At 73.7% G+C, this 14,166-nt stretch carries 13 protein-coding genes; 6 read left to right on the top strand and 7 right to left on the bottom strand.

Annotated elements, in window-relative coordinates; genetic code table 11:
- Positions 1-150: 150 nt before the first annotated feature.
- A complete protein-coding gene (locus tag TPA0908_RS11760; protein ID WP_281937366.1) occupies positions 151-1,518 on the top strand; it encodes an MFS transporter in 1,368 nt (455 codons plus the stop codon).
- 82 nt (positions 1,519-1,600) lie between these two features.
- Positions 1,601-1,987: a globin gene (locus TPA0908_RS11765; RefSeq protein WP_107155936.1), complete on the top strand. Its 387-nt coding sequence runs from the start codon at positions 1,601-1,603 to the stop codon at positions 1,985-1,987.
- Positions 1,988-2,009: 22 nt separating this feature from the next.
- On the opposite strand, the gene TPA0908_RS11770 is transcribed toward TPA0908_RS11765, so the two are convergent.
- The 4 genes from TPA0908_RS11770 to ettA form a co-directional block, all read right to left on the bottom strand.
- Positions 2,010-2,594, bottom strand: coding sequence for a type III secretion system chaperone family protein (locus TPA0908_RS11770; RefSeq protein WP_281937367.1), 585 nt, complete (start codon positions 2,592-2,594; stop codon positions 2,010-2,012).
- Positions 2,595-2,725: 131 nt separating this feature from the next.
- Positions 2,726-3,400, bottom strand: coding sequence for a hypothetical protein (locus tag TPA0908_RS11775; RefSeq protein ID WP_281937368.1), 675 nt, complete (start codon positions 3,398-3,400; stop codon positions 2,726-2,728).
- Positions 3,397-3,840 carry an acyl-CoA thioesterase gene (locus TPA0908_RS11780; RefSeq protein WP_107155939.1) on the bottom strand — a complete coding sequence of 148 codons (444 nt, stop codon included), beginning with the start codon at positions 3,838-3,840 and terminating at the stop codon, positions 3,397-3,399. The genes TPA0908_RS11775 and TPA0908_RS11780 overlap by 4 nt, the downstream gene beginning before the upstream one ends.
- Complete coding sequence (gene ettA, locus TPA0908_RS11785) at positions 3,833-5,509, bottom strand: energy-dependent translational throttle protein EttA (protein ID WP_281937369.1); 1,677 nt, start codon at positions 5,507-5,509, stop codon at positions 3,833-3,835. Before ettA ends, TPA0908_RS11780 begins: the two co-directional genes overlap by 8 nt.
- 213 nt (positions 5,510-5,722) lie before the next feature.
- On the opposite strand from ettA, the gene TPA0908_RS11790 reads away from it, so the two are divergent.
- The 4 genes from TPA0908_RS11790 (at position 5,723) to otsB (ending at position 10,524) form a co-directional block, all read left to right on the top strand.
- Positions 5,723-6,007: a hypothetical protein gene (locus TPA0908_RS11790; protein WP_281937371.1), complete on the top strand. Its 285-nt coding sequence runs from the start codon at positions 5,723-5,725 to the stop codon at positions 6,005-6,007.
- The gene (locus TPA0908_RS11795; RefSeq protein WP_281937373.1) at positions 6,000-6,386 is read left to right on the top strand and encodes a hypothetical protein; all 387 of its coding nucleotides are present in this window, start codon (positions 6,000-6,002) and stop codon (positions 6,384-6,386) included. The genes TPA0908_RS11790 and TPA0908_RS11795 overlap by 8 nt, the downstream gene beginning before the upstream one ends.
- A gap of 140 nt (positions 6,387-6,526) precedes the next feature.
- Positions 6,527-7,927 carry an alpha,alpha-trehalose-phosphate synthase (UDP-forming) gene (locus TPA0908_RS11800; protein WP_107155943.1) on the top strand — a complete coding sequence of 467 codons (1,401 nt, stop codon included), beginning with the start codon at positions 6,527-6,529 and terminating at the stop codon, positions 7,925-7,927.
- Positions 7,924-10,524 carry a trehalose-phosphatase gene (gene otsB / locus TPA0908_RS11805; protein WP_281937376.1) on the top strand — a complete coding sequence of 867 codons (2,601 nt, stop codon included), beginning with the start codon at positions 7,924-7,926 and terminating at the stop codon, positions 10,522-10,524. Before TPA0908_RS11800 ends, otsB begins: the two co-directional genes overlap by 4 nt.
- A gap of 83 nt (positions 10,525-10,607) precedes the next feature.
- Here otsB and cobA read toward each other — a convergent pair whose 3' ends face one another.
- Genes cobA through cobC form a run of 3 tightly spaced genes read right to left on the bottom strand, consistent with a single transcriptional unit; the run spans position 10,608 to position 14,157 of the window.
- Positions 10,608-11,900 carry a uroporphyrinogen-III C-methyltransferase gene (cobA, locus tag TPA0908_RS11810; RefSeq protein ID WP_281937378.1) on the bottom strand — a complete coding sequence of 431 codons (1,293 nt, stop codon included), beginning with the start codon at positions 11,898-11,900 and terminating at the stop codon, positions 10,608-10,610.
- The gene (locus TPA0908_RS11815) at positions 11,897-13,081 is read right to left on the bottom strand and encodes a nicotinate-nucleotide--dimethylbenzimidazole phosphoribosyltransferase (protein WP_281938556.1); all 1,185 of its coding nucleotides are present in this window, start codon (positions 13,079-13,081) and stop codon (positions 11,897-11,899) included. The genes cobA and TPA0908_RS11815 overlap by 4 nt, the downstream gene beginning before the upstream one ends.
- Positions 13,081-14,157, bottom strand: coding sequence for an Rv2231c family pyridoxal phosphate-dependent protein CobC (cobC, locus tag TPA0908_RS11820; protein ID WP_281937380.1), 1,077 nt, complete (start codon positions 14,155-14,157; stop codon positions 13,081-13,083). The genes TPA0908_RS11815 and cobC overlap by 1 nt, the downstream gene beginning before the upstream one ends.
- Positions 14,158-14,166 lie beyond the last annotated feature (9 nt).

A 14,166-nucleotide genomic window follows, 5' to 3' on the forward strand; every position in this document is an offset into this window, starting at 1 on the left:
GACGATCAATCCGTTCGCCCTAGTCAGTTGTCAGACGATCGGGCAGAATCCGGTGAACACGCTCCCCCGGGGAGTGTGTCGTGTCCTCGCCGATCGGTTGATCTGACGACGGTTCCCGGTCGGGCCATCACAAGTGGCCGGCTCGGAACGATGGAGGCGACGGTGTCCGACCAGCGACCCGCCGAGGAGAGTCCGGCCACCTTCCGTGACGTGTTCGGCCAGTCGGAGTTCCGCGCGCTGTTCGCCGCCAACGTCCTGTCCTGGGTCGGCGACTACCTCGCCAAGGCCGCGGTCACCGTGCTCGTGCTGCGCGAGACCCAGTCGGTCGCGCTCTCCGCCGCCGCCTTCGCGGCCAGCTACCTGCCCTGGCTGATCGGCGGCCCGCTGCTCTCGGCGCTCGCCGAACGGCACCGCTACCGCCGGGTCATGGTGCTCTGCGACCTGATCCGGATGGCGCTGATGGTGCTGGTCGCCATGCCGTTCATGCCGGCCTGGTCGATCCTCGGCCTGATCTTCCTGGCGACGCTGGCCAACCCGCCGAGCCAGGCGGCGCGCTCGGCGCTGCTGCCGCACGTCCTCACCGGCGACCGGTTGGTGGTGGGCCTCGCCGCCTCGACCAGCGCGGCGCAGGCCGCCCAGGTCGTCGGCTACCTCGCCGGGGCGACCATCGCGGTGCTGGATCCGAGCACCGCGCTGCTGCTCAACGCGGGCACGTTCGCGCTGTCGGCCGCGCTGGTCCGGTTCGGCCTGCGCGACCGCGCCCCGTCGATGACCGAGGCGCACCGCAGTCACCTGCTGCGGGAGACCGCGCAGGGCTTCCGCATCGTCTTCGAACGACCGGTGCTGCGCGCCATCGCGGTGCTGGTGTTCAGTGCCATGCTCTTCTCGATCGTGCCGGAGGGGCTGGCCGCCGGTTGGGCCGCCGAACGCACCGACGGCGGCATGGACACCGGCACCGCCCAGGCGGTCATCATGGCCGCCAACCCGATCGGCTACGTCTTCGGCGGGCTGCTGATCGGCCGGCTCGCCACGCCGGCCCGCCGGCTGGCCCTGATGCCGCCGCTGGCGGTCCTCGCGCCGGCGGTGCTCGTACCCTCGCTCCTCGATCCGCCGCCGGTCGTGGTGGCGCTGCTGGCCGCCGCGTGCGGCTTCGCGGTCGGCGGCATCGTCCCGGTCGCCAACGGCCTCTTCGTGCAGGCGCTGCCGGACGGCTACCGGGCCCGGGCGTTCGGCGTGATGGCCAGCGGCACGCAGATCCTCCAGGGCGTCTCGGTGCTGGCCACCGGCGCGCTCGCCGAGCGGTTCACCATCCCGACGGTGGTCGGGCTGTGGAGCGCGGCCGGGGTGCTGCTCATGATCGTCGCGGCGGTCACCTGGCCCCGCCCGGCGACGATCGGGGCCGCCGTCGACGCCGCCCGCGCCGAGTCGGCCGCCGGGAGCGGCCCTCCGGCGGCCCGGGAGCCGGCCGGGGGCGACCGGGGGCGGGAGCCCGCCCGGCACCGGCACGCGGTGACGTGACCTCCGCCGCCCGGCGGGCGGGCGAGCGCGGCCACCGGGGCGCGCCTGGCAGGATGGGAGCGTGACTTCCCCAGGCGAGTCGATGACGCTGTTCGAGGCGATCGGCGGTGAACCCGCCTTCCGCAAGCTGGTCGACGAGTTCTACGCCGGCGTCGCCGACGACCCGCTGCTGCGGCCGATGTACCCGGAGGAGGACCTGGGCCCGGCGGCGGACCGGCTGACCCTGTTCCTGATCCAGTACTGGGGCGGCCCGCGCACCTACTCGGACCAGCGCGGGCACCCACGGTTGCGGATGCGGCACGCCCCGTTCCGGATCGGCGCCGCCGAACGCGACGCCTGGCTGCGCCACATGCGGCACGCGGTGGACACGCTGGACCTGCCGCCGCAGCTCGCCGTCGCGCTCTGGGACTACCTGGAGCGGGCCGCGTACTTCATGGTGAACGTGGCGGACGACCCGGCCGCCGGCTGACCGGCGCCCCGGGGGTGCGGGCTCAGAGCAGGGCGCCCTCGTCGTGCAGCCAGTCGACGAACGTGGTGGCCACCGCCGCGCCGCAGTCGAGCATCTCGACCAGCAGCGCGTCGTGGGTGCCGGCGCCGAGCGGCACCTGGAGCTCGGCGTAGATCGGGAGCTGGCCACGCTCGGTCGGGTCGCCGATGTACGCCTTACAGAACCGTCGGGTGTGGTTCCACTCGTTCACCACCCGGTAGGCCCGGTCGGCCCAGTCCGGCGGCACGGTCGCGTGTGGACGGGCCCGCATGACGAGGATCTCGTCCTCCGGCCCCTCCAGCGCGACCAGCACGGCGTGCCGCTCCCACATGGCCAGCAGGTTGCCGTCACCGTCGGCCAGGTAACGCACGTCGAGCAGGTCGAGCGCGTCACAGACCCGGCTCAGCGTGACCGGGGCGACCGTGGCCGGCATGTCCGCGATGACCGGCCGCTCGGGCGCCGCCGCGTCGTCGTCCGGCCGGCGTGGGGTCGGTGGCCCGACCCGGACGCTGTCGTCCACTGTGGTCCCGCTTCGGGTTTCCGGATCGCCGCCACCGGCGGGACCGGGGCGCCATGACCACCACGGCATCGCTCGCGCACCTCACTCCCCAGCGGATCCAGCCGCCTACGGTGCGTTGGATCCGAGGATGGACGGTACCCGGACAGCCGGCAGGAGGCATCCCCCCACCGGCCGCCCCAGCCCGGAAGAATGATGCCGGGTCATCCGTTCGGATGAACCCGGGTAGGCGTGAGTGCAAGGTCGGCGACCGTCCGCGACCATGCCGCCCCGTACGGGCCGACCAGCCCGACCCAGTGGCCGGCCACCCGCACCTGAACGTCGCCGGCGCCGGTGCCGAGGAAGCCGAGCCGCACCACGCCCTGCACCAGCCGCTGCGACACCTCCACCGGCGCGCCCGGCTCGCCGTCCGGGGTCACCACCACCGCGACGTGGTCCAGCAGCGCGTCCCGCAGCACCCGCTGGCCGACCGCCCGGCCCGCCACCCCGTGGGTGGCCGCCTCGCGCAGCGTCCCGGCCGCCGCGTCCGCGATCCGGCGCAGCTCCGCGCCGGGGAGCAGCTCGACCGGGCGGCTGACCGGTGGCGGCAGCGGCCAGCGCCAGCCGTCGTCGCGTCGCCGCGGCAACCCCGCGCCCCCGGCGGAGAGTTCGGCCAACAGGTCCGCGGCGGCGACCGTGACGTCGCCGGGCGCGTCCCCGGGCACGGTACGCACCACGAGCACCCCCCACGGCAGGCGGGCCCAGAGGGCGGTACGGCCGGCGCCGGGCACCGGACGGAGCCGGACCAGGACGGCCGGGTCGAGCCGGACCAGCCGGGCGAGGAACGCGCCGGCGTCGGCCACCCCGGTCAACCCGTGCCCGCCCGTCGTCCCGGTCATCCGGTCAGCCCGGGGGCGTGGCGGAGCAGGAACACCCGCTCGTCGGCGGAGATCCGGCGCGGGCGCTGGGTGGACAGATCGAACGGGACCAGCACCGACCGGGCGGTGCCGGCCAGCGTGTCACCGTCGTACAGCTCGTACGCGACCGAGAAGGAGGCGGCCCGGATCTCGTCGACCCACAGCTCGATCCGCACCGTCGGCGCCGCCTCCGCGCTGGCCCGGCCGAGCGCGTAGTCGACCGGGCGCAGGTAGTCGACCTCGTGCCGGCGGATGACCACCCCGTCGGCGAACGAGTCGACGCCCCACGCCCGGCCGCCGGCGAACATCATCGCCACCCGGGCCTCCTCGTACAGCGTGAGGAAGCGGGCGTTGTTGACGTGGCCGTACGCGTCCAGGTCGGACCAGCGCAGCGCGCAGTGGTAGACGAACCGGTCAGTCACGGGTGAGCTTGCGGTAGGTCACCCGGTGCGGCCGGGCCGCGTCGGCGCCCAGCCGGTCGATCTTGTTCTTCTCGTACGCCTCGAAGTTGCCCTCGAACCAGAACCACCTGGCCGGGTTCGCGTCGTCGCCCTCCCAGGCCAGGATGTGCGTGGCGACCCGGTCCAGGAACATCCGGTCGTGGGAGATGACCACGGCGCAGCCGGGGAACTCCAGCAGCGCGTTCTCCAGGCTGGAGAGCGTCTCCACGTCCAGGTCGTTGGTCGGCTCGTCGAGCAGGATGACGTTGCCGCCGATCTTCAGCGTCAGCGCCAGGTTGAGCCGGTTGCGCTCGCCGCCGGAGAGCACCTTGGTGGGCTTCTGCTGGTCCGGCCCCTTGAAGCCGAACGCGGCGATGTACGCCCGGGACGGCATCTCGACCTTGCCCACCATGAGGTGGTCCAGCCCGTCGGAGACGACCTCCCAGACGGTCTTGTCCCCGTCGAGGCCCTGCCGGTTCTGGTCGACGTACGACAGCGAGACGGTCGGTCCGACCTTGACCTCGCCGCCCGTCGGCTGCTCCAGCCCGACGATGGTCTTGAACAGCGTGGTCTTGCCGACGCCGTTCGGGCCGATGATGCCGACGATGCCGTTGCGCGGCAGCGAGAACGACAGGTTGTCGATCAGCACCCGGTCGCCGAAGCCCTTGGTCAGGTTGTGCGCCTCGATGACGGTGCTGCCCAGGCGCGGGCCCGGCGGGATCTGGATCTCCTCGAAGTCCAGCTTGCGGGTCTTCTCCGCCTCGGCGGCCATCTCGTCGTACCGGTCGAGGCGGGCCTTGGACTTGGTCTGCCGCGCCTTGGCGTTCGACCGGACCCAGTCCAGCTCCTCGGTGAGGCGCTTGCGCATCTTGGCGTCGCGACGACCCTCGACGGAGAGCCGGGCGGCCTTCTTCTCCAGGTAGGTGGAGTAGTTGCCCTCGTAGCCGATGGCCCGGCCGCGGTCCAGCTCCAGGATCCAGCCGGCCACGTTGTCGAGGAAGTACCGGTCGTGGGTGATGGCCAGGACGGTGCCGGCGTACTTGGCCAGGTGCTGCTCCAGCCACTGCACGCTCTCCGCGTCCAGGTGGTTGGTGGGCTCGTCGAGCAGCAGCAGGTCGGGCGCCTCCAGCAGCAGCTTGCACAGCGCCACCCGGCGGCGCTCACCACCGGAGAGCTGGGTCACGTCGGCGTCCGGCGGCGGGCAGCGCAGCGCGTCCATGGCCAGTTCGAGCTTGGAGTCGATGTCCCACGCGTCGGCGTTGTCCAGCTCCTCCTGGAGCTTGCCCATCTCCTCCATCAGCTCGTCGGAGTAGTCGGTCGCCATCTGCTCGGCGATCTTGTTGAACCGCTCCAGCTTCGACTTGGTCTCGGCGACCGCCTCCTCGACGTTGCCCAGGACGGTCTTGGCGTCGTTCAGCGGCGGCTCCTGCGCCAGCATGCCGACGGTGAAGCCGGGCATGAGCCGGGCCTCGCCGTTGCTCGGCCGGTCCAGCCCTGCCATGATCTTGAGCAGGCTGGACTTGCCGGCGCCGTTCGGGCCGACCACACCGATCTTGGCACCCGGCAGGAAGCTCAACGTCACGTTGTCCAGCACGACCTTGTCGCCGTGCGCCTTGCGTGCCTTCTCCAGGACGTAGATGTAGTGAGCCACGGTGCGGGCTACCTCCGTCGGTTGCGATCGCGGGCTTGCGGGGTGCGGGGCGCGGGCTTCGACTCCGCCCGCCGCCGCCGGCCGGGAGCCGGCCGTGCGCACGCCGCCGTCAATCCTGACAGGTACGGGCGGCCGCGCCCACATCACCCCACCCCAGCCCTGGTACGGCGTGGCGCATTGCACCCCTCGATACCACTGGATAGCCTTACCGGTATGACCAAGAAGATCGCGATCAGCGTCCCGGACGACGTCGCGGCTCGACTGGCGGAGGAACCCAACGTCTCCGCCTTTGTCACGGAGAGCGTGCGGCAGCGGATGGCCGGGGAACGCACCCGTCGGGCCCTGCGACAGGTCGGCTTCCGACTCGCCGAGGACCGGCTGGCCGAGGCGGGACGCACGCTCGACGAGGCCCAGGCAGCGATCACGCCGGAACTGCGCGCCCGGGCGGCGGCGCTGCTGAGCGAGTCGTCCCGTGGCCGGTTGACCGTCGGTGGCTGACCCCGGGCTGGTGCTCGACACCGCGTGCCTGCTGGCCTATTCCGAGGGCGCCGAGACGGTCGGCGAGCAGATCGTCCAGGTGGCGGACCGAGGGCAGTCCGTGCTCGTGCCCGCGCTCTGCCTGGCCGAGGCGTACCGCCGGGTGACCACCGACGGGTGGCGCCTGCTGGACATTCTGGGCGACCTCGACCAAGTGGTGGTCGCCCCGGTCGCCCACGACATGTGCATGTTCCTCGGCGGCTGGTCGCGCACGCTGGGCAGCATGGACCTGGCCCAGACGGCGCTGGAGGCCGCTCGGGCCACCACACCGATCATGACGGACCGGCGGGAGCTGCTCGGCGAGGTGCTGCCGAAGGAATGGCCGGTCATCGACCTCTGAGCCGGGTGTCGACAAGATCACGGGCAGGGTTCGGCGGTTCCGGGGGCGGGTAGTGGACTCCGGCACGGGGGATCAGACGCCGCAGCTACGCTCAGTACGCTCATCGCGGTGGACCCGTCAGTACCCGGAGGTGGCCGATCGTGACCGTCCGTAGCTCCTTTGTCGTAGTGGCCAACCGACTGCCGGTCGACGAGGTGAGCACACCCGAGGGACGGCAGTGGCGGCGCAGCCCCGGCGGCCTGGTGACCGCGCTGCACCCGGTGCTCGCCGAGCACCAGGGCACCTGGGTCGGGTGGGCCGGCGGCACCGGCGCCGCGCCCGAGCCGTTCGACCTGGAGGGCATCCGGCTGCACCCGGTGCCGCTGAGCGCCGAGGAACTGGAGCGCTACTACGAGGGCCAGTCCAACGCGACGATCTGGCCGCTCTACCACGACGCCGTCGAGACGCCCGCCTACAAGCGGCGCTGGCGCGAGGCGTACCGGTTGGTGAACGCCCGGTTCGCGGAGGCCGCGGCGGACGTGGCGGCCGAGGGCGCCACGGTCTGGGTCCAGGACTACCAGCTCCAGCTCGTCCCGGCGATGCTGCGCGAGCTGCGCCCCGACCTGAAGATCGGGTTCTTCCTGCACATCCCGTTCCCGCCGATCGAGCTGTTCATGCAGATGCCGTTCCGCGCCGAGATCCTGCGCGGCCTGCTCGGCGCCGACCTGGTCGGTTTCCAGCAGCGGCTGGCGGCGCAGAACTTCGTCCGGCTGGCCCGGCACCTGCTCGGCCTGCGCTACGAGGGGCAGATGATCCAGGTCGACGGCCGGCAGGTGAAGGCCGGCGCGTTCCCCATCTCGATCGAGACCAGGGAGATGGAACGGCTGGCCGAGGACCCGACGATCCAGGCCCGGGCCAAGCAGATCCGCGAGGAGCTGGGCAACCCCAAGACGATCATCCTGGGCGTCGACCGGCTCGACTACACCAAGGGCATCGAGCTTCGACTCAAGGCCTTCCGGGAACTCCTTGCTGACGGAAAGTTGACAGTTCCGGACGCGGTTATGGTGCAGGTCGCCACGCCCAGCCGCGAGCGCGTGGAGCACTACCAGGCACTTCGGGTGAAGGTGGAACGCGAGGTTGGCCGGATCAATGGTGAATTCGGCCGGGTCGGCGTGCCGGCTGTTCATTATCTGCATCAGTCGTACAGTCGCTCCGAGTTGGCGGCGATGTACGTCGCCGCCGACGTGATGATGGTGACCCCGCTGCGAGACGGAATGAATCTGGTGGCCAAGGAGTACGTCGCATCGCGCGCCGACCAGGGCGGCGCGCTCGTGCTCAGTGAGTTCGCCGGCGCCGCCACCGAGCTGCGCCAGGCGTTCCTGTGTAATCCGCATGACCCGGACGCGGTGAAGGACGCGTTGCTCCGGGCCGTGCACGTCGAAAAACCCGAAGCCCGCCGCCGGATGCGCGTCATGCAGCGCCATCTGCGCAGCCACGATGTCGGCCACTGGGCCAAGTCGTTCCTCAGCGAGCTCGGTGTCCCCGATACGGAGGCTGCGTGACCCCGCCCGCTGCCGCCACCTCCTCCGGTGGCGTGCTCGACCCGGAACTGCGTGCCGCCATCGGCCGCATCGCCCGGACTCCCCAACTCCTGATCGCCTGCGACTACGACGGCACACTGGCGCCGATCGTCGAGGATCCGACCAGGGCCGTACCGCTGCCCGAGTCGGTGGCCGCGATCCGCGCGCTGGCCTCGCTGCCGCAGACCAGCGTCGCGGTGGTCTCCGGGCGCGCGCTGCGCGACCTGGCCACCCTCTCCCGGCTGCCGAGTGAGGTGCACCTGGTCGGCAGCCACGGCTCCGAGTTCGACATCGGCTTCGTCGAGCGGCTCAGCCCGGAGCTGATCGCGGTCCGGCACCGGCTCCGCCAGGAACTGCGCGAGATCGCCGCGGCCCACCCGGGCGTCCGGCTGGAACGCAAGCCGGCCAGCGTCGCCGTGCACACGCGGGGGGTCGACCCGCAGGTCGCCGCCGCCGCCGTGGACGCGGTCCGCGGCGGCCCCGCCACCTGGGACGGCGTCACCGTCACCCAGGGCAAGGAGGTCATCGAGCTGTCGGTGGTGGCCACCCACAAGGGCACCGCGGTCGACCAGCTCCGGACCCAGCTCGCGGCCGGTGCGGTGCTCTTCATCGGCGACGACGTCACCGACGAGAACGCGTTCGGCAACCTGCACGGGCCGGACGTCGGCATCAAGATCGGCCCTGGCGACACCCAGGCCGACTACCGGGTGGCCGAGCCGATCGAGGCGGCCCGCGCGCTCGGCCTGCTGCTGGAGACCCGGCGGCACTGGCTCTTCGGGGAGCGGGCGGTGCCGATCGAGCGGCACTCGATGCTCGCCAACGGGCGTACGGTCGCGCTCGTCACACCGGAAGCCAAGATCACCTGGCTGTGCCACCCGAAGCCGGACTCGGCGGCGATCTTCGCCGACCTGGTGGGTGGCAGCCCGGCCGGGCACTTCACCATCGGCCCGGAGCGCGGCGGCATCCCGCTGGGCCAGCGCTACCGCAGCAACACCATGACGGTGGAGACCCGCTGGTCCGGCCTGACCGTCACCGACTGGCTGGACCTGCCGGTCCGGGAGACCACACCTGACGACCCGGCCGTGGTCAGCGGCGACTCGACCCTGGTCCGGGTGCTCAGCGGCACCGGACGGGCCCGCGTCGAGTTCGCCCCGCGCCCCGAGTTCGGGCAGGTGGCGGTGCAGCTCCAGCCGCTCGACGACGGGCTGTTGGTGCTCGGCTCCAACGAGCCGGTCGCGCTGCACTCCCCCGGCGTCGAGTGGGAGGTCACCAACGACGCCGGGTACGAGACCGCGAAGGCGGTGGTGGACCTCTCCGCCGCCGGCGGGCAGGTGGTGCTGGAGCTGCGCTTCGGCACGCAGAGCCTGGAGCCGCACCGGGTGCCGGTGCACGAGCGGCAGGCCGCCGCCGAGCAGCCCTGGAAGGACTGGGTGGCCTCGCTGCGGCTGCCCACCACCGCCCGGGACCTGGTCGCCCGCAGCGCGCTGACCCTGCGCGGCCTCACCCACGAGCCGACCGGTTCGATCCTCGCCGCGGCGACCACCTCGCTCCCCGAGGAGCTGGGCGGCGTCCGCAACTGGGACTACCGCTACTGCTGGCTGCGGGACGCGGCGATGACCGCGCGGTCACTCGTCGACCTCGGCTCCACCGAGGAGGCCGAGGGGCTGCTGCGCTGGATCGACGGCGTGGTGGAGCGCACCGGCGGGCACCCGGAGCGGCTGCACCCGCTCTACACCGTCGACGGCTACGAGTTGGGCGCCGAGGCGGTCATCGACACGCTGCCCGGCTACGCCGGCTCCCGGCCGGTGCGGGTGGGCAACCTGGCCAACCACCAGCTCCAGCTCGACGTGTTCGGCCCGGTGGCGGATCTGATCGCCGCGGTGGCCGACGCCCGGGGCTCGGTCCGCGAGGACGAGTGGCGGGTGCTGGAGAACATGGTCGAGGCGGTACGCCGCCGCTGGCACGAGCCCGACCACGGCATCTGGGAGGCCCGCCTCCCACCCCGGCACCACGTGTTCTCCAAGGTCATGCTCTGGATGACCGTCGACCGGGCGCTGCACGTGGTGCGGCAGCACGGCGGCCAGGACCGGCCGGAGTGGGTCGACCTGCGCGACCGGATCGGGGCCAACGTGCTGGACGAGGGCTGGCATCCGGAGGCCGAGGCGTACAGCGTCGCGTACGGGCACGACGAGATGGACGCCTCGTCGCTCTGGATCGGCCTGTCCGGGCTGCTCCCCGGTGACGACCCGCGGTTCCTCTCCACCGTGCTCAAGATCGAGGCGGACCTGCGCAGCGGCCCGGTGGTCTACCGCTACCACTGGGACGACGGCCTGCCCGGCCGGGAGGGCGGCTTCCACATCTGCACGGCGTGGCTGATCGAGGCGTACCTGCGCACCGGCCGCCGCACCGACGCCGAGGAGCTGTTCACCCAGATGATCGACACGGCCGGCCCCACCGGCCTGCTCCCCGAGCAGTACGACCCGCTGGCCGAGCGGGGCCTGGGCAACCACCCCCAGGCGTACAGCCACCTCGGCCTGATCCGCTGCGCCCTGCTCCTGGACAACATGCTCAAGCAGTAACCCGACCACCTCTGACGCGGCCCGGGACCCCACGGTCCCGGGCCGCCCCACATCCCCCACCCCACCCCATCCACCCCAGGGGGTCAGGGGGTCGTCAGGGCGTTGACGACGTCGCCGATGACCACGATGGCGGGTGGGCGGAGGCCGGCGGCGGTGACGTCGGCGGCCACCGCGCCGAGAGTCGAGCGGAGAGTGCGCTGGGTGGCGGTGGTGCCCTCCTGGATCACCGCCGCCGGGGTGGTCGGCGGTCTGCCGTGCGCGATCAGCGTCGCCGCGATCGCCGCCAGGTTCTTCAGGCCCATCAGGACCACCAGCGTGCCCCGCAGACCGGCCAGCGACTCCCAGCTCACCAGCGATGCCGGCGAGTCCGGCGCGACGTGCCCGGACACCACGGTGAACTCGTGCGCCACCGCCCGGTGGGTCACCGGCACCCCGGCCACCCCGGGCACCGCGATCGCGCTGGTCACCCCCGGTACCACGGTCACCGGCACCCCCGCCTCGGCGCAGGCAAGCAACTCCTCGCCACCGCGCCCGAAGACGTACGGGTCGCCGCCCTTGAGCCGGACCACCACCTTGCCGGCCCGGGCGCGGTCCACCAGGATCCGGTTGATCTCCTCCTGGGCGCGCGACGGCCCGTACGGGATCTTCGACGCGTCGACCAGCTCGACGTCCGGCCGCAACTCGTCCAGGAGCAGCCCGGGGACGAGCCGGTCGGTGACCACCACCTCGGCCTCGGTGAGCAGCCGCCAGCCCTTCACCGTGATCAGCTCCGGATCGCCGGGCCCGGCCCCGACCAGAGCCACGCGTCCACCGCGGCCGGCACCGGAGGCGTCGGCGGTGCTGGCGGTGCGGGCGTCAAGCGGGTCCCTCTCCTCTACCGAATCCGTTAACAGGGGGCCCGTCCTTGCGCTCAGGAGGGTGCGGACGGCGTCACGGACCGCCCTCGCGCGGTGCGGGTCGCCACCGCCGAGCACGGCCACCGTCACCGGGCCGTGCCGGGTCACCGCGGGCGTCCACGCGCTGGCCGCGACCCGGTCGTCGGCCCGGACGCAGAAGATCCGCCGCTCGGCCGCGGCGGCGCTCACCGCCGCCGCGGCGGCCCGGTCGTCCACCGCGACGTGCGCCAGCCAGGCACCGTCCAGGTCACCGACGGCGAAGCGACGCGGCTCCCAGCGCAGCCGCCCGGCGTCGGCGTGGGCACGCAGCGCCGGCGTCAGCTCCGGCGAGACCAGCAGGACGTCCGCGCCGGCGTCGAGCAGCGCGGGCACCCGCCGGGTGGCCACCGCTCCCCCACCCACCACGACCACGCGCCGACCGGCCAACCGCAACCCAAGGGGGTACGGGCTGGGCGACGCCTCCGGGGCCGGCCCGCTCACTTCTCGGCCACCCCGGCCGAGTCGAACGTGGCCACCTCGTGCAGCACCCGGACCGCGCCGGTGACGACCGGCAACGCGAGCAGCGCGCCGGTGCCCTCGCCGAGCCGCAGCCCCAGGTCGACAAGCGGTTCCAGCCCGAGGTGCCGCAGCGCCACCGTGGCGCCCGGCTCGGCGCTGCGGTGTCCGGCGACCATGGCGCCCACCGCGTCCGGCGCGAACGCGGCGGCGGCCAGCGCGGCGCTGACCGCGATCACGCCGTCCAGGAGCACCGGCACCCGACGCGCGGCGGCGCCGAGGATCAGCCCGGCCAGCGCGGCGTGCTCCAGCCCGCCGACCGTCGCGAGGACGCCCAGCGGGTCGGCCGGATCGGGGGCGTGCCGCTCCAGCGCGGCCCGCACCACGCCGACCTTGCGGGCGTACGTCTCGTCGTCCACGCCGGTGCCCCGACCGGTCGCCGCCGCCGCGTCGACGCCGGTGAACGCGGCGACCAGCGCGGCGGCCGGCGTGGTGTTGCCGATGCCCATGTCGCCGGTGAGCAGGATGCCGGCGCCGGCGTCGACCAGCTCGCCGGCGATCCGGATGCCGGTCTCCACCGCTGCCCGGGCCTCGTCCCGGGTGAGCGCCGCGGTGACCGTCATGTCCCGGGTGCCGGCCCGCACGTTCGCCGCCACCAGACGCGGCCCGGCCGGGTCGGCGGGCGTCGCGACCAGGCTGGCGGAGAGCACCGCCGGGGCGGTGGGCGGGCCGTCCGAGGCGGCCGGGTCGACGAGCGGATCGTCCGAGGCGGCGGCGAGCGCGGCCGGGTCGGCGGACGGGCCGATCGGGAGCGGGGTGGCGACACCGACGTCGACCACGGTGACCGAGGCGCCGGCCTGCCGGGCGAACGCGTTGACCACCGCGCCGCCGGCCAGGAAGTTGCCGATCATCTGGGCGGTGACCTCCTGCGGCCACGGGGTCACCCCCTGGGCGTGCACCCCGTGGTCGCCCGCGAAGATCACCACCGCGGCCGGATCGGGCAGCGGCGGCGGACAGGTCCCGGCCAGCCCGGTGAGGCGTACCGAGAGCGGCTCCAGGGCGCCGAGCGAGCCGGCGGGCTTGGTCAGCCGGCCCTGCAGCTCGCGCGCCGCCGCCATGGCCGACTCGTCGAGCGGGCGGATCGCCGCGACGGTGGACTCCAGCATCATGCCTCCAGGATCCGTGCCAGTGTCTCGATGAACGCGTCGGTGGTGGCCCGGTCGCGTACCGCGATCCGGAGCCAGTCCGGGCCGAGCCCGGGGAACGTGTCGCCCCGGCGTACCGCCCAGCCGTGCTCGCGCAGCCGCTCCCGCAGCGCGGCGGCGCCGGGGGTGTGGATCAGGACGAAGGCGCTGGACGGACGCCCCGCCACGCGTACCCCGGGCAGGCCGGACAGGCGGCCCACCAGGTGCTCGCGGTCGGCGGCGAGCCCGGCGGCGATCGCGCGCTCGGCCGCGACCGCGACCGGCCCGGCGCAGGCGGTGGCGGCGGCGAGCGCCGGCGTGGAGACGGCCCAGAGCGGCTGGGCGGCGGCGAACCGGGCCAGCAGGTCGGCGGTGCCGAGCAGGTAGCCGATCCGCAGCCCGGCCAGCCCCCAGGTCTTGGTGAGGCTGCGGACCACCACGAGGCCGGGCAGGTCGCGGCGGGCGGCGAGGGATTCCGGCTCGCCGTCGACGCCGGGCGAGACGGTGGTGTCGGCGAACGCCTCGTCGACCACCAGCACCCGGCCGGGGCGGGCCAGCGCGGCGATCGTGTCCGCCGGGTGCAGCACCGAGGTCGGGTTGGTGGGGTTGCCGACCATGACCAGGTCGGCGTCGGCCGGCACCCGGGCCGGGTCGAGCCGGAAGCCGTCGGCCGGGTCGAGCAGCACCCGGTCCACCCGGTGACCGGCGGCGCGCAGCGCGGCCTCCGGCTCGGTGAACTGCGGGTGCACCACCACCGGGTGGCGGGTGTCGCGCAGCGCGCGGGCGATCAGCACGAAGCCTTCGGCGGCGCCGGCGGTGAGGAGTACCTCGTCCGGGGGTCGCCCGTGCCGGTGACCGACGGCGGCGCGGGCGGGGGCCGGGTCCGGGTACGCGGCCAGCTCGCCCAGCGCGGCGGTGACCGGGTCGGCCAGCCAGTCGGGCATCGGGGCGCGGCGCACGTTGACCGCCAGGTCCACCAGGCCGGGCGTGGCCTCGGCGTCCCCGTGGTGTGCCAGGTCGGGTTCGACGGGCGCGGCGGCGGGCGGAGGTGCGGGCATGACCGCGAT

It is taken from the genome of Micromonospora sp. AKA38 (genome assembly GCF_027925725.1).
GTDB lineage: Bacteria > Actinomycetota > Actinomycetes > Mycobacteriales > Micromonosporaceae > Micromonospora.